The organism is Pseudomonas sp. MWU15-20650 (assembly GCF_023242475.1).
Taxonomy (GTDB): domain Bacteria; phylum Pseudomonadota; class Gammaproteobacteria; order Pseudomonadales; family Pseudomonadaceae; genus Aquipseudomonas.
Genome location: NZ_JALJFG010000014.1, coordinates 20,745 through 43,381 on the forward strand (window position 1 = coordinate 20,745; position 22,637 = coordinate 43,381).

A 22,637-nucleotide genomic window follows, 5' to 3' on the forward strand; every position below is an offset into this window, starting at 1 on the left:
ACCCAAGAGGAACACCATCATGGATATGAACCTGCTCCACGACGTTACCTTCTATGTGATGTATGCGGCGATGGCCATCGCGATCTTCATCGCCATCGAACGCGGCATCTACTTCGCCTACGTGCGCCGCCAGGCCCGTGCCCTCACCGAAGTGCTGGGCACCAATGTGCACAGCGAACGCGACTTGCCTGAGAGCCTGACCCGCCGCGACAGCCTGCCACTGAACATGGTGTTGCCGGTGCTGGCCCAGAAGTCGTCCAACGGCTCGCGCAAGGACCTCGATGACGAAATCGAGACCCAGTACCTCAAGACCCGTGCTCCGTTGGCCCGCAGCCTGTGGATCATCGAGACCATCACCACCGCCGCCCCGCTGCTCGGCCTGCTGGGCACTATCCTGGGCATCATCGACACCTTCAAGGCCCTGGCCAGTGCGGGTGTGTCCGATCCAGGGCAGATTTCCGGTGGCATCGGTACGGCCTTGTTCGCCACGGGCCTGGGTATCGCCATCGCGCTGTTCTGCGTGGTGTTCCACAACTTCTTCCAGGACAGCCTGGAACGCATCAACGACCAGCTGAAGATCCTGCTGATCCGCGCGGCTACCGGCGCTCGCGTACAAGGTGAAGTGCCCCAGCGGGTGCCGACCCCGCTGCACAGCCGCACGGCATAACCCGCCGGGCGGGCGCGTCCTGCGCCCGCCCCTTTTTTTGTCCGATGAGACGCCTATGTCCCTTTCGATAAAGTTTCGTATCGCCGGTCTCACCGGCTTGCTGCTCAGTCCGCTTGCCCAGGCGGACTTTTCCATTCCGGGCTTTGAACTGGTGCATACCGTGCCGGTGGACACTGCGCTGGGCACCACCGATTTGCGCCAGCCGGGCCCGGTGTGGATCGAGCTGTTCGACGGTGCGAAAAACAGCATCGATATCGGCCAGTTCTACGCCGCCGACCATCCTGGCTCGGTGATGGACAAGGTCATCGAACACCTGGAAGCCGCCGGCAAACGCGGTGTGAAAATTCGCTTTCTGTTGGAAGAGAAAGGTATTCGGTTATCGGAAGCTTCCACCCTGGAACGCTTGCGCGCGATCCCCAACCTGACCTTCCGCGTGCTGGCGTATGGGCAATTGAGCGGCGGGATCATCCACGCCAAATACATGGTGGTGGATGGCAAGCAGGCGTTTGTCGGTAGCCAGAATTTCGATTGGCGCTCGCTCGAACATATCCACGAGACGGGTTTGCGCATCAGCGATGCCAACGTCGTCAGCCAGGTGCTGGCGATCTTCAACCAGGACTGGCAAGCCCAGGCCGCCCTTGCGGAAAAACAACCCGTGCCGCTGCCGGCCGCCGGCCAGGAACCTGCGCGTACCGGCAACTACCTGGTGGCCAGCCCGCAACGCTACAACCCGCCTGGCGTGGGTGATTCCCAACTGGAACTGCCGCGCCTGCTGAGCGAAGCGAAAAAAGAAGTGCGCGTGCAATTGCTGGACTATGCACCGCTGTCCTACGGGCCGGATCGAACCCGGCCGTACTATGCGGTGATCGACAACGCCGTGCGCGCCGCCGCTGCGCGTGGGGTGTCGGTCAAGCTGATGGTGTCCAACTGGAACACTGACAAACTGGAACTGCCCTACCTCAAAAGCCTCGCCGTGCTGCCGAATGTCGAAGTCAGGATCGTCACCCTGCCCGAAGCCAAGCAAGGGTTTATCCCGTATGCACGGGTGATCCATAGCAAAACCATGGAGATCGACGAGCAGGTGGCCTGGATCGGTACCAGCAATTGGTTGGGCGGCTACCTGGATAACTCGCGCAACCTGGAAGTGGTGATGCACGATGCAGCGATGGCCAAGCGCGTCGGTGAGTTGCATGAGCAGTTGTGGGATGGGCCGTATGCCAAGGCGCTGGATGTCGCCGCGCAGTATCCAGACCCCCACCCGGGCAAACCGTGAAAGCCAGCGTAGCGCAATAAAAAACGCCGCATCGTGTGATGCGGCGTTTTCGTATCTGAGTCGGACATTTCCCTCATCCGGGGCTCCCCTACCCTTCCTTGGCGGTGTTAGTGTGTGAAATTATTTCTGACATTTTGATCAGAAATTTCCCACATCCACTTTGCAAAGGAATGCCTCTAACAATGCACGTTCCCCTCAAGAAACTGGTCGCGGCCACCCTCTTCGCCGCCGGCCTATCAGCCCTCGCCACACCCGCCTTCGCCAACATCACCCCGCAGCAAAGCGCGCAGATCATCAAAGGGTTCAGCGAGACGTCGGTCACCGATTTCCGCGGTTTCCTCGGCACCTTGGCCAAGGGTGACCTGGGCAAGACCAACGATGTGGGCCCGGCCATCAGTTCTTTTCTGAACAACAAAACCCTGAGCGCCGACCAGCAGAACGAAATCAATCGCCTGCTCGGTATTTACACACGGGTGAAGTACGGTAAAGCCGCGCTCGAAACCCTGCGCGAACTGGTAGAAATCCCGACGTTCAACGTGGATGGCCTACCGCAGTACAAAAACCCGGAATTCCTCAAGATCGCCGACAAGATCCAGGCGCTGGCCAAAGCCTTCAACTTGAACTTCCGCAACGTTGATAACCGTGTGTACGAAATTTCCCTGGAAGGCAGCGGCGACGAAGTCGTAGGCGTGCACGCCCACGCGGATGTGGTACCGGTGACGCCGGAAAACTGGGTACTCAAGGACGGCACCAAGCTCGACCCGTTCAAGGTCACGCTGATCGGCGACCGCATGTATGGCCGTGGTACCGAGGATGACAAGAACGGCATCGTCGTGGCCCTGTACGCGATGAAAGTGATCAAGGAAGAAAAGCTGCCGCTGGCACGCACCTTCAAGCTGCTGGTGGACACCACCGAAGAGACCTCCGGTGACGCCATCCCTTACTACTTCGAACACAACCCCGTGCCGCACTACAACCTGGCACTGGACGGTGGCTATCCGGTGGTGATTGCGGAAAAAGGCTCGGGCACCGTCATGGCGACCTTTGCGGTGCGCAAAGGCGACGGCAAAGGCGCAGAAATTATCGCGCTGACCGGCGGCAAGGCGACCAATCAGATCCCATCGGCTTCGGTTGCCACGCTGGTCAGCGATAAACCCGCTGAATTGGCCGCCAGCCTGCAAACAGCGGGCGCTGCGTATGCCAAGGACAATGGCGGCAACTTCGAGGTGGCGGCTGCGGTGGTCGGCAACGACGTCAAGCTGACCGTCACGGGCGTGTCGGCTCACTCTTCGGAGCCGGAATCGGGCGTTAACCCGGTGGCGCGCATGCTGGGGTTGATCCACAGCGTCGATGGCAAGATCGCACTGAAGCACAACCACATCACCGACGCGGCACGGTATGCCGCCGATAACTGGGGCCTGGATTACCTGGGTGGCAAATTGGGCGTGGGCTTCTCCGATGCGTTCATGGGGCCGCTGACCACCTCGCTGACGCTTATCAGCCAGGATGACAAAGCCTTCAAACTGGCGGTGAACCTGCGCGTGCCCAAGGGCAAATCGCCAGAGGCGCTCAAGGCGCAGCTCGAACAGAAACTGAGCGCCTGGGATAAGCAAAGCCACGTGGCGGTCACCTTCACTTACGCGGTCGAAGCCCCGATGTATCGCAACCCGGAAGGTGAATGGGTGAAGGCGCTGTTGGCAGTGGCCACGGAAAACCTGGGCATGGCCCACGAGTTCGGCACCTCGGCCGGCGCGACCTCGGTGCACGACTTGCCCAATGGTGTGCAATTTGGCCTGGCGCGACCTGAGGTGAAGTACACCGGGCACACCGACGGTGAGTTCAAGACCGTGGAGCAATTCCTGCTGGACCTGCAGATCGTCACTGAAATGATGGGCCGTGTCGGGCAGTTGCCGAAGCTCTGAGGCCGTCCGAGCCCGCCGCAACGGCGGGCTCGGTGCGCTTTACGCCTCAAGCATCAGGATATCTTCGAAGAACCCGCCCACCGGCTCCGTGGGGTGGCACAACTGAATCTCCAGCACCCAGACCATTTCGCTGGGTGTGATCTCCAACTCAGCCAGCTCCTTATGCTCGAACAGAGCGTGGGGGAAATCCGCGATACGGTGGCCGGCCAGGTTACGTGAGAGCTGCCAACCTTTCGCAACGGCGCGGCCTTCGGCGAAGTCGTAGAGCTCACAGCCGGTCATGCCGCGTTTCCAGGCATCGCGCGTTTCATCGAAGACTTCATGCAACGCCTTCGTGCAGGCCAGGTGCAGGGGCGATTCGCCAAAGACGAAGGTGTCGCCATAGTCGCCTTCATAGCCGTCCCAGACCGGGCCGAGGTCCACCACCACAATATCGGTGGCACGCAGTGTGCGCAGCGGATCGATCCCCTCCCGGGGCGGGCGTACGGTGTCGTCGCCAAAGCGGATGTAGGTCGGGTGCCAGGTGTGAGACGCGCCCATGGCCTGCAACTGCCGGCTCGCCATTTCGAGGGCGGCGCCGGTGGTCATGCCGACCTTCAACTGGCTGGCGATGGCGCCCAGGGCGCGCATGGTTTTTTCACGCGCGGCGAGCATGCCGTCCAGGGAATAGCGCGGGCCGACTTTCTCCCAGATCCCATGCCGTGTGTTCGCCAGCATCTGCGGGGTTGACTGGCCGCTGGGCACAAACGCTTCGGCGACAAAACGATGGGACGGCAAGCCCGCCTCCGAACACTGTGCCCGCACCTGGCTGATCATTGAACTGTTGCCACACGCATAGACTTGGGCCTGCGCCCAATGGTGGCCATGGCTCAACGCAACCTGTTGCACCCTGCCCGCTGATGACAGCACCGGATGCCAGCAAAAACGCGGATGGGCGCGGCTCATCTGATCAAGGAAAGACCTGTCGTAAAAGTCGGTCGAGTGCGTCCCACCCCAATACAAGGTCATCTCGACATTGGCAGCCAAGCCCGCCAACAGGATGGGTTTGATGCCGGCATAACCGGTACCCGTGGCGAACAGGATGACAGGGCCATCACCCTGTTCCTGCCAGGTGCAGGCACCAAAGGGCCCCTCCACCTGCAAACGGTCGCCGGCACCCAGGCCCGCCAGAATGTGTTCGGAGAAATGCCCCCCCATCACCCGGCGAATGTGAAAGACCAGGCGCCCTTCATCGTCGACCGGCAGATTGGCAATGGAGAAACTGCGCGAGTCGCCGTTGTCGAGGCGAAACTTGACGTATTGGCCTGCCCGTACCGCCAAAGGCGTGTCCGGCAGCAGCACCAGTTCGATGACATCCGGGCCCAGCTCACGCTTGCTGCTGACGTGCGCCTTGAACGCCAGGGCCGGGGTGTCCAGCGACCAACCGGGGATTTCCAGGCGCATGTCGGCGCAGGCGTGGCTCTGGCACAACAACAGTTCATTGGCCGCCAGCGGGTAGCACGGCGCCGGTGCGCCTGGCTCCAGGCGTTTGGCCCGGTATTGCCCCTGTGTGACCACCACCTTGCACGACCCACACGCACCGCGCCGGCAAGAGAACGGGACGGGCAAGCCGCTGGCCAGCATCGCATCCAGCAACAGCTCATCGCCGGCCTCAAAAGTGGTTCCCGAGGGAGACAGTTCGATGACGTGGCGTGTGTTCATAAAGACCTCGGGGCGTGAATGAGGTCTGATTGTTGCGCTAGACTAGGCCCATTAAAACCTCCAGATTTGGATAGTTCAGATGGTCCAGATGCGTAAATGGCGCCCTTTGCTCAACCTTGACGACGGTGTCACCCAAGCGTCCTACCGCAAGATTGCCGAAGGTCTCGTCACCGCGATCCTCGACGGTCGCTTGCCGCCTGGGACATTACTGCCGGGCACGCGGGAAATGGCACAGCTGCTCGACGTCAACCGCAAGACCGTGATCCTGGCCTATGAAGAGGCCATGACCAAAGGTTGGCTGATCAGCGAGCCGCGCCGTGGCACGTTCGTCAATACGCAACTGGCGCCACAACCCATGCCCAGCCGCGCGCAAGCGTCCTTCGCGCCCCCCATCCTGGATCAGCCGGTGGTGCCGTATTTCACCCATAACGCCCAGGTGGTCGCCCTGCAACATCGGCACGACGCGCTGTTTTTCGACAACGGCACCAGCGACCACCGCTTGCTGCCCCAGGCTGTTTTGCATCGCTACTATCGCCATGCACTGCGCAACAGCTTTGCATCCAACACCGTACGCTACGGCAGTGAGGGCACCGGCTATTATTTGCGCTGCGCGCTGGCCGAGATGCTGCGCAACAACCGTGGGTTGACGGTCAATGCCGAGAACATCTGCCTCACCCAGGGCACCCAAATGTCGCTGTACCTGAGCGCCAGCCTGCTGCTCAAGCCGGGGGACGTGGTGCTGGTGGAGCGCCTGAGCTACCCGCCGGCGTGGGAAATCTTCCGCAAGCTTGGCGCGCAACTGGTCACGGTCGACATCGACGATGAAGGCTGCCGCACGGACCAGATCGAACGGCTATGCCGCGAGCATGACGTGCGCATGATCTACCTCACGCCGCACCACCAGTTCCCGACCACGGTGAGCTTGCATGCCGCACGCCGGCAACACCTGCTGGCGTTGGCGGCGCAGCATGACTTTTGCGTGATCGAGGAAGACTACGACCACGAATATCACTTCAGCGGTCGGCCTTACCTGCCGCTGGCCAGTGACCGCGCACAGCGCCATGTGATCTACATTGGCTCGTTATCCAAGGTGCTGGGCTCAACGTTCCGCTGCAGTTATATCGTGGCGCCCGCCCCTGTCGTTGAAGCTCTGCAGCGCAATGGCGCACTGATGCTGGGCGACGCCGATGCGGTTGCCCAGACCATGCTGGCGGACTTGATCAATGACGGTGAGTTGAAGAAACACCTGCGCCGCGTCTCGAAAGAATACCGAGCACGCCGAGAAGTGTTGCAAGACTGCTTGCACCAGGCGTTCGGCGCTCGGATCAACCTGCGGGAGCCGGAAGGCGGCTTGGCGCTGTGGGTACGCTTCCAGGAAGAAACAGACGTGGATCGGTTGGTAAAAACCGCCCTGGAGCATGGGCTTGTCGTTCGCAGCGGCCGTCAGTTTTCACCCAACGACCTGCCGCAAAACGCCCTGCGCCTGGGCTTTGCATCCCTGGACCGGGATGAGATCCAGCAAGCCACGCGGCGGCTGGCCCAGGCGATGAAAGCGATGGAGCACCGCTCATCCTGAGGACTCCGCTCGCGGTCACCTAACCGTTCGGTCAGTTACCGTGCTGAAACCCTTTGCGTACCCTGCCCTCTGAATTCTGTCGGAGGAATCAGGATGTCCTTGATCAGTGCTGTCGAACGCGCCTGCACCCGGTTGGCGCCCGCTGGCTGGCGCGACCTGCTGCTGCACCACGGTTTGGACATCACCTCAGCCACTCTGCGCGAAGAACTGGCCAAACCCCTGCACGTTGATCGCACCCATCCGGGCTTCGAGGACTTCTCAACCGAAGGAATACGTGGCGTCGAAGCGGGACGCCCGGCGGCAAGCCTGCTGTTTCATGCATTCGCCTCGCCGAATGTGACCTCCGGAGCCAAGGGTGAAGCACTTACAGCCTTTCCCACACCCGCTGAATTGGAGCACATCCTTAACTATGTCTACGGTGCCAAGCCTCCCAGCCTGGAGGCTTTGAGGCTCGAAGCCGGGGGCGCGGAGCTCGCGCTCGCAGTGTTTGCCTATGAGTACCGGCCTCAACCTGAGACCGTGCATGGGCGCCAGGCGGACCTGTGCTTTTCCCGCACCGGGGTAGCCCGGGTCGGCACAGCACAAGTGCTTTATGACCCACAACAAAGAGGCTTTTTGCCTTTTGTCGCGGGCCAGCCGAGCCAGATGCGGGTGATCCCAGCGCGCTACGGCGCGTTCATTGCGGCAAAGTACGTGGGCCAGCCAGAACAATTCGGCCCGATGAACGCTCAACCCATCGACCACGACCTCGAGTTCTGGGTGCCCTTGCACAAAGTCTTCGATGGCGATGAGTGCCTGGCCGGGATGGACCTGAGCGTTCAGTTGGAAAATCACCAGGTCAATGAAAAGATCGGCCAGATCCACAGACGCTTTCGCGATACCGGCTGGCAAGAGCCTGACATTCTCAACCCACCTTTCGTGATTACAGAGGGGTTATGTCATTGGGCCGATGTCGAGACGTTTGCGCCAGGCTTGCTGGTGCCCAACGCCAGGGAAAGGCTGGTGGAATTGGCTTACTACCAAGGCCGTCCACTGTCCTTCATGATGCCCGCTGGCACGGGTGGCCTGGTGCATGGGCGCCATCATGTGCGTGATGACGGCTCGATTGAAGACCTCAATGAACGAGAAGATGTCGATGCCATCGTCAAGGCGGGTGGCTACCGAGCCCTGCACTATCAGGATGCAATGGCCGATGGCTGGGTGCGCGCGCACTGCCCTGCGCTGGAACTGGAGAGCATCGCCGCCTATTCGATCATCGGAGCACCGGATTTTTTCCCGTTGTGCGGGCAACGGGAACTCAAGCAATGGTCCAGCGACCCTGACATTTTTCCCTGCCCAACGCCGCCCTGCCCGCCGGTGTGGCACACACGGGTCAACCCCCTGTCCGATGTACGCTTTTTCATCAATCAATCCCTTGAGGGGGGTTATTTTTCCCCTGAAGACCGTAGCGTCACGTCGATTGTCTCCCACCCCCAATCTTCGACGATGCCACGCCCGGCCTACCCGGTGGCCTATGCCCGGCGGCAGTCCTGGCTGCCGGATTTCGCCAGCGGCGTCTTCGGGCCAGGCTGGGAGATAGGCCGCGGCTTGGTAGACGCCCCGTTCGCCAACGTGCTGTGTGGTTATCAATTAGCCAGCCCGTTCACCGAAGACGCGCGCATCTGTGCAGCGCTGGGTTCGTACTGGCCGGGGGTAGCACCTGACTCCACTCGCACATTTGAACCGCGCAGCGTTTCTGCCACGGTCATTCCGCTGACCGACAACGAAATCGGGCTGGGAGGCGGCCCCGCCTGGGATGGTCGCACCGGCCCTACCGTGATTGAACTGGCGGGGCGTAGACAGGTGCAATATCAAGCCTATGAGTACAGCGACTATACCCAGGCCGCACTGGACGGACGGTTATCACTGGCCGTCACCGGGCACACCAGTACTGAGCAGTACCATCAGCGAGTATTGGGGATGCAGCGTGCTTATCGGGCAGTCGGTGCGGGTTCAGACAAAGAACAGCGAAAACGCTGGCCACTGCTGTCATTTTTCCGGGTGCAAGTACCGGACGAAGCTTTCGAGGTCGCGCAGCACGAAGCCGGTTTCCAACTGGCAGGCGAGGCGCACTATTACCGGCTGTTCAAACACGGCGAGATCACTACCCCCTCGTACAACTTCAAGCTTCGCCACGTGGAAATAGAGCAAGAGGTCGAACTGTATATAAGCCAGGACGCGGTCCTTATCCGTCAGAACGGCGCATCTTGGCGACCATTCGATGAGTCACTTTGACGTCGTTGTCGTAGGCGCCGGCCCGGCCGGGTGCGCCACAGCGATCTACTGTGCACAACAGGGGCTACGGGTCGCCCTGCTGGAGAAGGCCCTATTCCCCAGACACCGGCCGGGGGAAACACTGCATCCTGGGGTTGAACCACTGCTGCACCAACTGGAGGTCACCGCCCTGGATTACCGGCGACACCCAGGCCATTGGGTGCACTGGGATGGCCCACCGCGTTTCAATTCGTTTGGTGCCGATCGCGATTCGGTCTGGCTGGGCTTTCAAGCCCCACGCGCGCTGCTCGACCAACAATTGCTTGAGCGGGCTCGCGCGTTGGGCGTGCAGATAGTGCCGGTCAGGCATGCCCGCCCGGTAGTGCAACCACAAGGCCGCGTTCAAGGCGTCCGGGTGGGCGCAAGGCAATGGATGGGTAAATTCGTAGTCGACGCCACGGGGCATAGCAGCTGGCTGCAACGTCAACTGCAGATACCCTGGTGCCGTTTTTCACCGCGCTTGATTGCACGGTATGGCTACTGCCAGGACAGCAGCCTCACAGAGGACAAACTCGGCTTGTTCGCCCACCCACATGGCTGGCACTGGATTACCCGTATCAGCCATACGTGCCTGCACTGGACCCAGATGGCGTTCACAGAGGCGGGTCAACACCGCCTGAGGCCAAAGGTACTGGAACCCTTCAAAGCGATCGGCCGGATTCGCGGTGCCGATGTTTCGTGGCGGCGGTGTCACACGACGGCCGGGCCCGGCTACTTTTTAGTCGGTGATGCCGCTGCGACGCTGGACCCTTGCGCCTCCCACGGTGTGATCAAGGCATTGATGTCCGGCATGCAAGCCGCCGCGGCGATTGTCGACTGCCTGTCTTGGCCGGCTGGGGAAGCAACCGTGCAAGCGGCTTATCAGGCGTGGGTACAAAAAGCCGTAGAGCGTGATGTGCTCGCCCTGCGTAGCTTCTATCGCGCCCATCCCTGTCCACCCGGCTGGCTGTAGGCGCCCTCAGCCCGCAGCCCCCAGAAACGGTAACGCCAGGAACAACTTGATCACCAGCGCATTGGTGATATCGATGAAAAACGCCCCCACCATCGGCACCACCAGAAACGCAATCTGCGACGGTCCGAAGCGTTGGGTCACTGCCTGCATATTGGCAATCGCCGTCGGCGTGGCGCCGAGCCCGAAACCGCAGTGGCCGGCCGCCAGCACCGCCGCATCGTAGTTGCGCCCCATCACCCGGAACGTCACGAAGATCGCAAACAGCGCCATCAACAACGCTTGCGCACCCAGCAGAATCACAATCGGCAAGGCCAATGCCGCCAAGTCCCAGAGCTTGAGTGACATCAGCGCAATCGCCAGGAACAACGACAAACTGACGTTGCCCAGCACCGACACTTCGCGCTCGAACACCTGATGCCAGCCCAACGCCGACAACCCATTACGCAGCACCACACCGACGAACAGCACACAGACAAAGGTCGGCAACTCGAAGGCGGTGCCTTGGATAAAACCATTCAGGAAAGTGCCTACCTGCAGGCTGATCGCCAGGAGGGCCAGGGTTTCGATAAACGAAAATGGCGTGATCAGGCGCTCCTGGTTTGGCTGCTCGAACCCCTTGGCCACGCTCGGCTGCGGCTGCCCGACACCTGGCACCTGGACGCGCTTGATGAGCAAGCGCGCAACCGGACCGCCGATCAGGCCACCGAGCACCAAGCCGAATGTCGCCGAGGCAATCGCCAACTCGGACGCCGAAGCAACGCCATACTTTTCGCTGAATACCGCGCCCCAGGCCGCGCCGGTGCCATGCCCGCCCGACAACGTCACCGAACCAGCCAGCAACCCCATCAGCGGGTCAAGCCCCAGCGCCTTGGCCAGAGCGATACCCATGGCATTTTGCACCACCAGCAGCGCGGTCACGACCAGCAGGAAAATAGCCAGTAGGCGCCCGCCTTTCTTCAGGCTGGCAAAGTCTGCGTTCAAACCGATGGTGGCGAAAAACGCCAACATCAATGGGGTTTGCAAAGAGGGGTTGAAACGCACCTCGATATCGCCCAGCGCACGCAATGCCAGGAGCACTACCGCGACCAGCAAACCACCGGCGACGGGCTCCGGGATATTGTAGGTGCGCAGGAAACCGATACGCGCGACCAGCCAGCGCCCCAGCAAGAGCACAAGGGAGGCGGCTACCAGCGTTGAATAGAAGTCGAGCTGAAACATCCGGGCAGTTCTCTGGAGTAAGCGAGGGATATGGGCTGGCCAGGGTAGAGATCACGGCACTGAAACGCACCCACCCTACAAAAAGTACAGACTATCCCTACATGCTTTACAAGAATGCCCTACGACCTAACTGAGCTTTTTTACAGGAAAGCACGCACACGGGGTCTATTGACGACGCCTTCGCAGCAAAGGCCAGCTGGAAGCGAGCGTGCCGGGCTCCAAACCACGCCCGTCAATCCGGGAGAGGTCGGGGAACTCAAGCAACAGCGCGCGATTGCCCCTGCCGATGTGCTCCATCACGGCCAGGGTAATGTTTTCACGCACCATGCCAGTCGAGACGTAATACATGGCCCAGGCTTGCTCTGGCGTACAGCGGCCGATCTGCTCCTCAATCTCCTTGTATGCTTTGTAGTCATCTGACTCCAAGTAGCACTGCTCACCACCTTGGCGCATGCCTTCTCCCTCCCAGTAACTCCTCGCCGCCCGAACGCTCTTTACAGGTACCGTTTTTGCAAAACCAAGCCGCATCACGTACCGCTCTTCACCTTGGTCCAGACACGGGTGCGGATACGCTCCATCTTCAACGGCAAGGGTTCGAGCGGAACCAGTGTGGCCATGGTTTTCTTATCGGGATAAATCCAGGGGTTATCACGCAACTTCTGCTCGACAAACTCAGTGGCATCTTTGTTCGCGTTGGGATAGAGCATGTAGTTCGAAGTCTTGGCAATCACCTGTGGTCGCAACATGTAATTGATAAATTCCAGGGCGGCCTTGGGGTGGCGAGCATCCTTGAGCAGCACCCAGTTTTCGGACCAGACCAGTGCGCCTTCACGTGGCAGGCTGTAGGCAATATTGCGTCCGGTCTTGGACTTTTCATTGATAGCCTGCGCTGCCAGGGCACCATTGGCCCAGCCCACGACGGCACAAATATTGCCATCTGCCAGATCCGCGTCGATCCTGGATGAGTCGAAATAGAGCACATAGGGACGGATTTTCAACAGCAGGGCCTGGGCCTTCTGGTAATCCTCAGGACTTGTGCTGTTGCTGGGGAGCCCTAAGTAGTGCAAGGCAATCGATATGATCTCACTGGGAGAGTCGAGCATTGCCACGCCGCACGACTTGAGCTTGCTGATGTTTTCTTCTCTGAAGATCAGGTCCCAACTGTCCACCGGGGCGTTATCCCCCAGTGCCGCTTTGACTTTATCCACGTCATAGCCGATGCCGGTGGTTCCCCATACATAGGGTACGGCGTATCGATTACCGGGATCATTGACCGCAAGCAGAGACAGGATGCCAGGGTCGATATGCGAAAAATTGCTCAGTTGAGCGCGATCCAGCGGCTGCAACACCCCGGCCTTGATCAGGCCGGGCAAGACATTAGAGGTGGCGACGACAACGTCATACCCGGTGCGCCCGGCCATGACCTTGCTCTGCATGATCTCAGCGCTGTCAAAGGCATCCATATGGAGCGTGGTGCCGGTTTCCTGCTCGAATTCCTTAGGGGTCTGCGGCTCAAGAAACCCGAACCAGTTATACAGATACACCGAAGATTGCGCGGCGACTGCCGGGGAGTTGATTCCGGCGCAGAGGAGCGAGGCTAAAAAAATAGCTCGCCAGTGTGAGTGACTCATATAACTATCCCTGTACACACGACATGCCTTCATGGCGATCGTAAGCTCGGGGTGAATATACCGGGCGTCGTCGAATAGTAAATACCTACAAATACTTAGCGCTGGCCTGTAAATCCTTAACCCTAAAGGGGTAGAAAATGCCGCTTGACCTTCATAGCCTGGCTTGGCACCGCTCGCTTGGAAAGCTGATCATGCAGCTCAACCGACCAGAATTCTGGAGCTCATTGGTTCGCGTATTAAATGAATATGTGCAAATCGATAATTGGGTCGTATTGGTTTTCAGCGACCGGCAGGTGCGCGTCATCAGCCTGCCCGAGGTCGCGGACAGCGATGAAGTCGATGCCTTTATTCATCGCTACGTAAAAGGCCTTTATCTGCTGGACCCGTTTTACATCGCCGATCGAGAAAACCCGCAGAGTGGTTTCTTCCACCTGCTCGATATTGCACCGGAGCACTTTCTTAACACCGAGTATTACCATCAATATTTCGCGCACTACATCTCTGTGGATGAAGCGCAATACAACGTGCGGCTCGATGCCGATAGAACACTGTGCGTGTCGTTTGGCAGTCACGTGCGATTCACCCAGGCGCAAATAACGCTACTGGACATTATCAAGCCTTGGGTGACGGCATTGATGCACCAACGCATGTGCTTTGAAACTGACCAGGAAAAAAACATCGCCGAGCCCGCGCCGTGGGCTGACGCGATCATCCAGTTAGAAGCACAAATAACGGCCCGCGAAAAAGACGTGCTGAAGTTACTGCTCAGTGGGTTTTCCAACAAGGAGATCGCCGGGAAGCTGTCACTGTCGACGGAAACTATCAAGGTCCATCGCCGCAACCTCTACAACAAGCTGAATATCAAATCACAGTCCGAACTGTTTGCCCGGTTTTTTAGGCCACGCCAGGAAACTCATGCGATCACTTGAATGAGCGCCTCCGGCACAGGCTGTGCAAACGAAAACGCCGATCATCACTGATCGGCGTTTTCGTTATTAATGCGGCGACTTCAACCGCCCTGCCTCACCCTGCCAGCCAGGTAACCTCCACCGAATGTTGATCGATTTGCCAGGTTGCGTCCCAGCCAGTCGTTTCGTTATGGGAGGGTTGATAAGCAGCGGCCAGCTCCTTGTTGACCTGCTGGGCGAACTTTTCACGCGGGTTGGGCGGGTCACCCCGATCAAGATGGCTGGCAGCCTAACCGCCCCACTGACTCAAGAGGCGCGAGGGCAAGTAAAGAATGGGTAAAGGGTGATGTTTATCTTGCTCGAGAAGAAGGCACTATGGCACTACTCGCAGGTCTTTCCTTTAGGCGAGGTCTAAAATATTCAATGGAGGCGACTGTGAGCATCAGAGACAACCCCGAGGACTATCAGGATCTCAAGCGGGCCGTCGGCTTACTGGAGTCCCCCTCCCTGACGGCGAGGCTGTCCGGCATGATCGGCTCCCCCATCGAAGGCGCGGTAAAGGCGCTGCCGGGTGTGGTTTCAAAAAGGATCAATGGCGCCGTGTCGGCGGCCCTGCACTCATCCGCTGGCGCGGCGCTGAAGAGCCTGGAGAACAGCCCGAAAAAGCCCGCTTCGACCCGCTTGCACAAGGCGTTCGCGGCGACCTCAGGCGCTATCGGCGGGGCATTTGGCTTTGCGGCACTGTTTGTCGAATTGCCGATCTCTACCACCATCATGATGCGCTCGGTCGCCGACGTGGCGCGCAGTGAGGGGTTCGACTTGGGCGACTTTGCGACCAAGCAGGCATGCATCGAGGTATTTGCCATGGGCGGCAACAGCAAAGCCGATGACGCGACGGAGACGGGCTATTACATGACCCGCAGTTTCACCACGCAGGCCATGCAACAACTGTCGAAGGAGTTGGCGGGAATCGCTGCCAAGCAGGGTTCCAAGGCCATCAGCAGCCTATCCCCAGGGCAAGCCGGAAAATGGCTGGCGATACTGATCGACCACGTCGCGACACGTTTTGGCTTTACCATTTCCAGCAAGTTCGCGGCGCAGGCCGTTCCCGTGATGGGCGCCTTTACCGGGGCGACGATCAATGCACTCTTTACCCATTTCTATCAGGACATGGCGCGAGGGCACTTCATCGTCAAACGGCTTGAGGAAAAATATGGTTTTGAGGCGGTCAAGCAGGAGTACATGACCATCAAGGCTCTCCCCCGGTTGAACTAGAAGCAGGTGAGGCAGTGTGCGGTTTCAGTTGATGCGCACGCTGCGAACACTTGGCTTTTTTCAGCACAAAAAAAAGCGCCACTCAATGAGTGGCGCTTTTCTGAATTTGGAGCGGGAAACGAGACTCGAACTCGCGACCCCGACCTTGGCAAGGTCGTGCTCTACCAACTGAGCTATTCCCGCAAATGGCGTCCCCTAGGGGACTCGAACCCCTGTTACCGCCGTGAAAGGGCGGTGTCCTAGGCCACTAGACGAAGGGGACACGCTACTGAAACACATGGTGTGTATTTCAGTGCCCAGAGGCCTCATCCGAAGACTTGGTCCTGGTTTCACTCAATGCCACCCGAAGGCAACACTGCTTAAAATTGGAGCGGGAAACGAGACTCGAACTCGCGACCCCGACCTTGGCAAGGTCGTGCTCTACCAACTGAGCTATTCCCGCATATGGCGTCCCCTAGGGGACTCGAACCCCTGTTACCGCCGTGAAAGGGCGGTGTCCTAGGCCACTAGACGAAGGGGACACACGTACAACATTCACTCCCTACCGCGTTTCGCTGTGTGCTTTACGCTGTAAGTGGCGCGCATTCTATGGATGGATTGAAAGGTCGTCAACCCCCAAGGATAAATTTATTTAAATCAATGACTTCGCACCCGTTTACCGGCCCGCGCGGGCATTGTGCGCGTCCGAGCCTTGACGCCTATATTCTGGCGTTCGACAAGGCGCTATAGTTCACCCAGGCAAATGATGGCAATGTGCATCTACGCAGGGGACGCTTGCCTATATAGAAGAAACTACCTGGGCAACTGGTCGATCTGTCCTATCCGCCGGATGGCTCAGTCACTACACTCCACAGCAAACCCTATTAAAGAGGTCACACCGGTGACACCACTCATGATCACCCTGCTGGTAATAGCCGGGATCGTAATACTGATCGCCATTGGCTACATGAACCACGTGGTGGAAAACAACAAGCTGGAAAAGAAGCGTACCGAGATCGAGCTTAACGATCGGCTGCGTCGCTGCAGTGAAATCACCGAGACCTTTCCGGGCCAACTGATGACCTGCGCGCTCAAGCTGTTGCTGACTCGCCTGGAGCTGAACGTCAACCAGCGCCTGTTGCATCTCAACAAGACCAGTGCGCCCCTCAAGGCGCGCATCGCAGAGTTGAATGCACTGATCGCCCAAGGCGAGTCGATCCCGGTGACCAACCCACCCGCGCCGATCCAGACCGAAGCCAAGGCCAAGGATGTGCGCTTCCTGCTCGAAGCCCTGCACGGTCAAGTTACCCGCGCAGCCCAGGACGGCTTCCTGCCGTCCAACGAGGCCAAGCACTGGATCAAGGAAATTCGCCATATCCTGGTGCTGTTGCACATCGAGTTCTTCAACAACCTCGGCCAGCATGCCCTGCAGCAAGGCCAACCGGGCCAGGCACGCCTGGCCTTCGAGCGCGGCGTACAGTATCTGCGCAAACAGCCGGAGCCGGTGCTCTACAGCGCCCAATTGCAATTGCTGGAGTCACAACTGGTTCGCGCCAACTCCACGGTGCTGACCAACAGCAAACCCGCCGAGGACGAAGTCAACGAGTTGACCGAAGGCTTGAAAGTCGTCGACGCCGACGCCGAGTGGAAAAAGAAAGCCATCTACGACTGACCGTACAGTCTCTGGGCGGGCCTGTGGTGAACGGGCTTGCCCCGCTCACCCCTGCATGCCATCACTTTGCATCTATCCCCCCGCCCCCGACTAGCGTAAAAAAGTGCCCCTCACTCCGTGAAGTTAGAGGCCCGCTATGCCTATTGCCGTGATTGATGGACAACCGCTGCACTATATCGACCAGGGCACCGGCCCGGCCGTCCTGCTGGGTTCGAGTTACCTGTGGGACCGCGATATGTGGGCTGCGCAGATTGAAGCGCTGTCACAACAATACCGCGTGATCGTCCCCGAGCTGTGGGGCTATGGTGAGTCGGGCCCGCTCCCGACGCACACCCAGTCCCTGGATGATCTGGCGCGCCAAGCCCTGGTGTTGCTGGACCACCTGGACATCGCGCAGGTCAATCTGGTGGGCCTGTCGGTCGGTGGCATGTGGGGCGCACGCCTGGCACTGCTGGCACCGCAACGCCTCAACAGTGTGGTGCTGATGGACACTTACCTCGGTGCCGAGCCCGAGGCCACGCGCCAGTACTATTTCTCCCTGTTCAAGATGATTGAAGATGCCGGAGCCATCCCTGAGCCGCTGCTGGACGTGATCGCGCCGATCTTCTTCCGCCCCGGCATCGACCGGGACTCGGCGCTGTACCAGGATTTTCGCAAGGCGCTGCAAAGCTTTTCCAAGGAGCGACTGTTGCAAAGCATCGTGCCGCTGGGTCGCTTGATCTTCAGCCGCGAAGATATCCTGGAGCAACTGCCACGCCTGGACGCCGACACCACCCTGGTCATGTGCGGCGAGCAGGACAAACCCCGGCCACCCGCCGAGTCCCACGAAATGGCCGAGCTGATTGGCTGCAGCCTGATCCTGATTCCAGACGCCGGGCATATTTCCAGCCGGGAAAACCCGGAATTCGTCAATGAAGCGCTGCTGACGTTCCTCGCCAACCACGCCTGAGCGCCCTGCCCTTTGATCGCGGCCCCCTTGCTGCGGTCAAAGGCGAAAATGCCCCACCATGCCCTTGAGTTCGGCCCCCAACTGCGCCAGTTGGATGCTCGACGCGGCATTGCCTTGCATGCTCAGCGCCGACTGGTCAGCACTCGCACGAATGCTGGTGACACTGCGGTTGATCTCTTCAGCCACCGAACTCTGCTGCTCCGCCGCTGCGGCGATCTGCTGGTTCATCTGCTGGATCAATGACACAGAGGCGGCAATGCTGCCCAACGCACTTTCGGTCTCCAAGGCATCACTGACCGCCAGTTTCACCAGTTCGCCGCTCTGCTGGATCTGCTGCACCGACGACTGCGCAGCACTGCGCAACGTGCTGACCAGGCGCTCGATTTCCTCGGTCGATTGCTGCGTACGCTTGGCCAGCGCGCGTACTTCATCGGCCACTACGGCAAAGCCTCGGCCCTGCTCACCGGCACGCGCGGCTTCAATGGCGGCATTCAAGGCCAGCAGGTTGGTCTGTTCGGCCACGCTTTTGATCACGCTCAATACTGTGCCGATATTCTGGATCTCCGCACTGAGGCTTTCGATACTGGCGCTGGCACTGGTGCTGGAGGTGGCCAGCAATTCGATACGTTGCAGGCTCTTGCGCACCACTTGCTGGCCGCTGTCGACCTTGTCATCCGCCATCTGCGCGGCTTGCGCGGCTTCTTCGGCGTTGCGCGCCACATCGTGCACGGTGGCCGTCATCTGGTTCATCGCCGTGGCGACCTGCTCGGTTTCTTCCTTCTGGCTACTGACCTCAACGTTGGTTTGTTCTGTGACGCTGGACAGCGAATGCGCCGAGCTGGCCAATTGTTCAATACCCGCCTGCAACCCGCTGACCATCTGGTTCAAGCCGCTGCCCATCTGTTGCATCGCCTGCATCAGTTGGCCGATTTCATCACGACGGCTGATGTCCATCCGCCCGCTCAAGTCACCCGACGCAATCTGCTGGGCCACCGCAATCACGCTACGCAGGGGAGCGACGATCAACCGGGTAATCACCCACGCAGCAATCAAACCCACCAGCAAGGCCAGGGCTGACGAGCCGATGATCAGCAACGTGCTTTTCTTCAGTTGCGCCTGCATGGACTGGTCTTCAGCGGCATACGCCTGGTTGACCCGGCTGACCACTTGATCGGCCCGGTCATGCAACTGCTTGTAGACCACTTTCTCCTGGGCCAGCAGCCCCGTGTACTCGTCGAGCTTTTCGCTGAACGCCGCGATATGCCCGGCGACTTCGTTGAGTACGGTCTGGTAGCCGGGGTCTTTGACTGCGGTTTTCAGCTTTTCGACTTCAGCCAGGGCCTGATCGGCCTGCGCGATCTTGCCCTGCTCGGCACTGTCGGCGTCCGCCTTGCGGCTTTGGTCCAGGCGGACTCGTGCTTCATTCATCGCTTGCAACATCAACCGTGACACCTGGCCGACCTGCCCCGCCTGCTCGATAAACTCGGCGCCGTCCTTGCCCTGGCTTTCCTTGAGGCCATAGGCACCGTCGTCCGCCAGGCCGGCTTGCAACACGTCCAGGTTATTGGCCACGCTGGATACCGACCAACTGGCCATTTCCAGGGCCAGGTCCTTGGCCTGGGTCAATTCGACAAACTCATCGAACGCTTTGCGATAGGCGGCCAGGGCCTGCTCGACATCGCTCATCACGGCCCCATTGGCGGCGGACTGGGCCTTGAGGCCCACCGCCAGCGCCGCCAGCGCGTCGACACTCTCATGCAGGGCATCGACAGACTTGGGGTCGGCGTGCAGCGCATAGTCTTGCTCGATCAAGCGCACCTTGAGCAGGCCGCTATTAAGCGCAGACATACTTTTGAGGCCCTCAAAACGCTGGCCAACCGTTTGCAGGGACCACACGCCAATAGCCGCCACAAGGGCCGTCAGCAGGAGCACCAGGGTGAAACCCAAGCCCAGTTTTTTTGCCATACCGAGGTTGGCGAAACGTCGTTGCACGGCCGAAATCATTGCACTTGAATCCTCTTGCAATGGCAGGTGCCATAAACCAGGTTTACAAGACGCGAGATTCGCAACCCCATGGCACCGAGCACAAGCCATTGGCGCCACAATAATGGCAAAAAGCTACATACTCGTCGTTTTCAGAATGGTCGAGGTCGATCTGGCAGGTCCCAGGGCGCGAAATAACGCCAACGCCCGCTGATCAGCAGCATAGGCCACATTGATACGTAACCATTCGCTGTATTCACCGGTCGGACTGAACAGCGCCCCAGGCGACAGCAACACGCCGAGCCGTCGAGCACACGCCTGCAGACGCGCGGGGTCCGCCACGCCAGGCCGTACCCACAGGAACATACCGCCGGCGGGCACGGTAAACACCTGCCACTCTTCATCCTCCAGCACCTGCAAGGTGGCAGTCATTTGCGAACCCAGGCGCTTGCGCAGACGCTGCACCCACTTGCGATAGGTACCGTTGGCCAACAGCGTGGCAACCACTGCTTCGGCAAAGCGCGAGGTGCCGATTCCCGTCAGGGTCTTGAGATGGGCCAACTGCGCAATGATCCCGGCACTGGCGCTGAGGTAACCGACCCGCAGTGCACTGCTCAGGGTCTTGGAGAAGCTCGAGACGTAGATCACCCGGTCATCATGAGGCAGCGCCGACAAGCGTGTACAACTGCCATGTTGCAGGTCGCCGTAGACATCCTCTTCAATGATCAGGAAGTCTTGGCTGCGCGCCAACTCCAGCAAACGCTCGGCCACCGCGAGGCACAGGCTGGTACCAGTGGGGTTGTGATACAGGCTGTTGATAAACAGGCACTTGGGGCGATGGCGCTGCAGCAGTGCTTCCAGCGCAACAATATCCGGACCGCCACGGGTTCGCGGCACCTCCAGCAGCACAACCCCCTGAAAGGCCAACTGGCGATAAAGGTTGCCATACCCTGGCGTCTCGACCACCACCGTATCGCCCGCCTTGAGCAACGTGCGTATCAGCAGGTCCTGGGCATGGCTGGCACCCTGGGTGGTGAGAATACGCTCAAGGCTGCTGGACACGTGTATCTGGGTCAGGCGCTTGAGCAATTGCTCGCGCAGCGCCGGCACGCCCAGGGGCGTGCTGTAGTTGAACAGCCCACCGGTGTCGGTGCGGCTGACTTCGCGGATGGCGTAGCGGATGTCATCGCTTTCGCGCCAGGTATCCGGCAACCAGCCACACCCCAGTTTCAGCTCGCCCAACGGACCTTCGGTAAAGGTGCCCCATGCATGTTCCGCACCTTCGTACCAATGGTTTTCGTGGTGGGCCGGTGGGTGGGCCACCACAAACCCCGAACCGGGTTTCGTGGCCAGCAGCCCCTGGGCCACCATCCGTTCGAATGCCTCGACCACATTCGACTGGCTGAGCAGGTTATCGAGGGCCAGTTGCCGAACAGACGGCAAGCGCGTCCCGGGGCTCACTCCATTCTTGCGAATCCACTCCGCCACCGCGCTGACGATTTGCTGAACCACCGGTACAAGGGCTTGTCGATCAATCCCTAAATCCATGAGCCACTCACTTCACTGTCTGTTATTCAACCCAAAGCAGTTAAGCACAGAAGCCCAGCAAACCCTGTCGCATATATTTATTAAAGTATTGATTTTATTGAGTTATTTACCTACTGATACACATTCGACAGCAACGCTTTGCCATCGATGGAAAAGCCCCACAACACCCCATTCCTTTTCGAATGGGGTATGGCGGGAAGTCTTAGATTGCCGTCGCCCCACCGTCCACCGCCAGGGCCTGGCCAGTGGTAAAAGCCGCGCCATCACAGCACAAGTACAACACGGCGCTGGCGATTTCCTCGACCGTTCCAATGCGCCCGACCGGGTGCATGGCCGCAGCAAATTCGGCCTTGCGCGGGTCGGCCTCGTAGGCACGGCGAAACATGTCGGTATCGATGACGGCCGGGCATACCGCATTGACGCGGATTTTCTTTTTCGCGTACTCAATGGCTGCCGACTTGGTCAAGCCGATCACTGCATGCTTGGACGCCGCGTAGATGCTCATCTTCGGCGCCGCGCCCAAACCCGCCACCGATGCGGTGTTCACGATCGCTCCGCCCCCCTGGGCCAACAGCAACGGCAGTTGATACTTCATGCACAGCCACACGCCCTTGACGTTGACCCCCATGATGGCATCGAACTCATCCAGGCTACCGTCAGCCAGCTTGCCCTTCTCGATCTCGATCCCGGCGTTGTTGAAGGCGTAGTCCAGGCGGCCATAGGCTGCGACGGTCCGCGCCATCAATTGCTGCACGTCCGTTTCGAGCGTGACGTTGCAGCGCACGAACAACGCTTCACCACCGGCCTGCTGGATCAGTGCAACGGTCCCCTCGCCGCCCACCACGTCCAGGTCGGCGACCACTACCTTCAAGCCTTCGGCGGCAAACGCCAGCGCGGTGGCGCGGCCAATACCGGCGGCGGCGCCGGTGACCAGGGCGACCTGGCCGGAAAACGTCATGCTCATGTGGGCTGTCCTATGGGGTTATTCGCGGTGGCGCGAGTCTAGCCAACGCGGGGCTCGGCGCGTCAGCATTATCAGAAGGCCCGTTGGCGCTGCATGAATCGCAGTG

At 59.8% G+C, this 22,637-nt stretch carries 17 protein-coding genes and 4 tRNA genes; 10 read left to right on the forward strand and 11 right to left on the reverse strand.

What is annotated here, in order from left to right:
* The first annotated feature begins 19 nt into the window (after nucleotides 1–19).
* The 3 genes from M5B43_RS13105 to M5B43_RS13115 all read left to right on the forward strand — a co-directional run bounded on the left by M5B43_RS13105 (nucleotide 20) and on the right by M5B43_RS13115 (nucleotide 3,862).
* The gene (locus M5B43_RS13105; protein ID WP_248750514.1) at nucleotides 20–667 is read left to right on the forward strand and encodes a MotA/TolQ/ExbB proton channel family protein; all 648 of its coding nucleotides are present in this window, start codon (nucleotides 20–22) and stop codon (nucleotides 665–667) included.
* 55 nt (nucleotides 668–722) lie between these two features.
* Entirely contained in the window at nucleotides 723–1,940 is a 1,218-nt protein-coding gene (locus tag M5B43_RS13110) for a phospholipase D-like domain-containing protein (RefSeq protein ID WP_248750515.1), read from the forward strand.
* A 182-nt stretch (nucleotides 1,941–2,122) separates the two neighbouring features.
* Nucleotides 2,123–3,862 carry a dipeptidase gene (locus tag M5B43_RS13115; RefSeq protein WP_248750516.1) on the forward strand — a complete coding sequence of 580 codons (1,740 nt, stop codon included), beginning with the start codon at nucleotides 2,123–2,125 and terminating at the stop codon, nucleotides 3,860–3,862.
* 39 nt (nucleotides 3,863–3,901) lie between these two features.
* On the opposite strand, the gene M5B43_RS13120 is transcribed toward M5B43_RS13115, so the two are convergent.
* A complete protein-coding gene (locus tag M5B43_RS13120) occupies nucleotides 3,902–5,563 on the reverse strand; it encodes an NAD(P)H dependent flavin oxidoreductase family protein (RefSeq protein WP_248750517.1) in 1,662 nt (553 codons plus the stop codon).
* Between the two features lie 79 nt (nucleotides 5,564–5,642).
* Here M5B43_RS13120 and M5B43_RS13125 point away from each other — a divergent pair, with 79 nt between their 5' ends.
* The 3 genes from M5B43_RS13125 to M5B43_RS13135 all read left to right on the forward strand — a co-directional run bounded on the left by M5B43_RS13125 (nucleotide 5,643) and on the right by M5B43_RS13135 (nucleotide 10,404).
* Nucleotides 5,643–7,139 carry a PLP-dependent aminotransferase family protein gene (locus tag M5B43_RS13125; protein ID WP_248750518.1) on the forward strand — a complete coding sequence of 499 codons (1,497 nt, stop codon included), beginning with the start codon at nucleotides 5,643–5,645 and terminating at the stop codon, nucleotides 7,137–7,139.
* 93 nt (nucleotides 7,140–7,232) lie between these two features.
* Nucleotides 7,233–9,413 carry a hypothetical protein gene (locus M5B43_RS13130; RefSeq protein ID WP_248750519.1) on the forward strand — a complete coding sequence of 727 codons (2,181 nt, stop codon included), beginning with the start codon at nucleotides 7,233–7,235 and terminating at the stop codon, nucleotides 9,411–9,413.
* A complete protein-coding gene (locus M5B43_RS13135) occupies nucleotides 9,400–10,404 on the forward strand; it encodes an NAD(P)/FAD-dependent oxidoreductase (protein ID WP_248750520.1) in 1,005 nt (334 codons plus the stop codon). Before M5B43_RS13130 ends, M5B43_RS13135 begins: the two co-directional genes overlap by 14 nt.
* A 6-nt stretch (nucleotides 10,405–10,410) precedes the next feature.
* Here the strand turns inward: M5B43_RS13135 and gltS are convergent, their stop codons facing one another.
* The 3 genes from gltS to M5B43_RS13150 all read right to left on the reverse strand — a co-directional run bounded on the left by gltS (nucleotide 10,411) and on the right by M5B43_RS13150 (nucleotide 13,253).
* Entirely contained in the window at nucleotides 10,411–11,622 is a 1,212-nt protein-coding gene (gene gltS, locus M5B43_RS13140) for a sodium/glutamate symporter (RefSeq protein ID WP_248750521.1), read from the reverse strand.
* Nucleotides 11,623–11,787: 165 nt separating this feature from the next.
* Entirely contained in the window at nucleotides 11,788–12,075 is a 288-nt protein-coding gene (locus M5B43_RS13145; protein WP_248750522.1) for a hypothetical protein, read from the reverse strand.
* Between the two features lie 74 nt (nucleotides 12,076–12,149).
* Nucleotides 12,150–13,253 carry a polyamine ABC transporter substrate-binding protein gene (locus tag M5B43_RS13150; RefSeq protein WP_248750523.1) on the reverse strand — a complete coding sequence of 368 codons (1,104 nt, stop codon included), beginning with the start codon at nucleotides 13,251–13,253 and terminating at the stop codon, nucleotides 12,150–12,152.
* Between the two features lie 137 nt (nucleotides 13,254–13,390).
* Between M5B43_RS13150 and M5B43_RS13155 the strand changes: the two genes are divergently transcribed.
* Both M5B43_RS13155 and M5B43_RS13160 read left to right on the forward strand, forming a co-directional pair.
* The gene (locus M5B43_RS13155; protein ID WP_248750524.1) at nucleotides 13,391–14,182 is read left to right on the forward strand and encodes a LuxR C-terminal-related transcriptional regulator; all 792 of its coding nucleotides are present in this window, start codon (nucleotides 13,391–13,393) and stop codon (nucleotides 14,180–14,182) included.
* A gap of 402 nt (nucleotides 14,183–14,584) precedes the next feature.
* A complete protein-coding gene (locus tag M5B43_RS13160) occupies nucleotides 14,585–15,436 on the forward strand; it encodes an EcsC family protein (protein ID WP_248750592.1) in 852 nt (283 codons plus the stop codon).
* Between the two features lie 107 nt (nucleotides 15,437–15,543).
* On the opposite strand, the gene M5B43_RS13165 is transcribed toward M5B43_RS13160, so the two are convergent.
* The 4 genes from M5B43_RS13165 to M5B43_RS13180 form a co-directional block, all read right to left on the reverse strand.
* Nucleotides 15,544–15,619: transfer RNA gene (locus M5B43_RS13165), tRNA-Gly, on the reverse strand.
* Between the two features lie 3 nt (nucleotides 15,620–15,622).
* A tRNA-Glu gene (locus M5B43_RS13170) sits at nucleotides 15,623–15,698 on the reverse strand.
* 104 nt (nucleotides 15,699–15,802) lie between these two features.
* A tRNA-Gly gene (locus tag M5B43_RS13175) sits at nucleotides 15,803–15,878 on the reverse strand.
* Between the two features lie 3 nt (nucleotides 15,879–15,881).
* Nucleotides 15,882–15,957, reverse strand: a tRNA-Glu gene (locus M5B43_RS13180).
* A 359-nt stretch (nucleotides 15,958–16,316) separates the two neighbouring features.
* On the opposite strand from M5B43_RS13180, the gene M5B43_RS13185 reads away from it, so the two are divergent.
* Together M5B43_RS13185 and M5B43_RS13190 are read left to right on the forward strand one after the other, a co-directional pair.
* Complete coding sequence (locus M5B43_RS13185) at nucleotides 16,317–17,087, forward strand: hypothetical protein (RefSeq protein WP_349292371.1); 771 nt, start codon at nucleotides 16,317–16,319, stop codon at nucleotides 17,085–17,087.
* A gap of 136 nt (nucleotides 17,088–17,223) precedes the next feature.
* Nucleotides 17,224–18,036 carry an alpha/beta fold hydrolase gene (locus M5B43_RS13190; RefSeq protein WP_248750526.1) on the forward strand — a complete coding sequence of 271 codons (813 nt, stop codon included), beginning with the start codon at nucleotides 17,224–17,226 and terminating at the stop codon, nucleotides 18,034–18,036.
* Nucleotides 18,037–18,072: 36 nt separating this feature from the next.
* Here the strand turns inward: M5B43_RS13190 and M5B43_RS13195 are convergent, their stop codons facing one another.
* From M5B43_RS13195 to M5B43_RS13205, 3 genes are all read right to left on the reverse strand, one after another.
* Nucleotides 18,073–20,040: a methyl-accepting chemotaxis protein gene (locus M5B43_RS13195; protein WP_248750527.1), complete on the reverse strand. Its 1,968-nt coding sequence runs from the start codon at nucleotides 20,038–20,040 to the stop codon at nucleotides 18,073–18,075.
* A 114-nt stretch (nucleotides 20,041–20,154) separates the two neighbouring features.
* Nucleotides 20,155–21,567 carry a PLP-dependent aminotransferase family protein gene (locus tag M5B43_RS13200; RefSeq protein WP_248750528.1) on the reverse strand — a complete coding sequence of 471 codons (1,413 nt, stop codon included), beginning with the start codon at nucleotides 21,565–21,567 and terminating at the stop codon, nucleotides 20,155–20,157.
* A 202-nt stretch (nucleotides 21,568–21,769) separates the two neighbouring features.
* Nucleotides 21,770–22,531, reverse strand: coding sequence for an SDR family oxidoreductase (locus M5B43_RS13205; protein ID WP_248750529.1), 762 nt, complete (start codon nucleotides 22,529–22,531; stop codon nucleotides 21,770–21,772).
* Nucleotides 22,532–22,637: the final 106 nt, after the last annotated feature.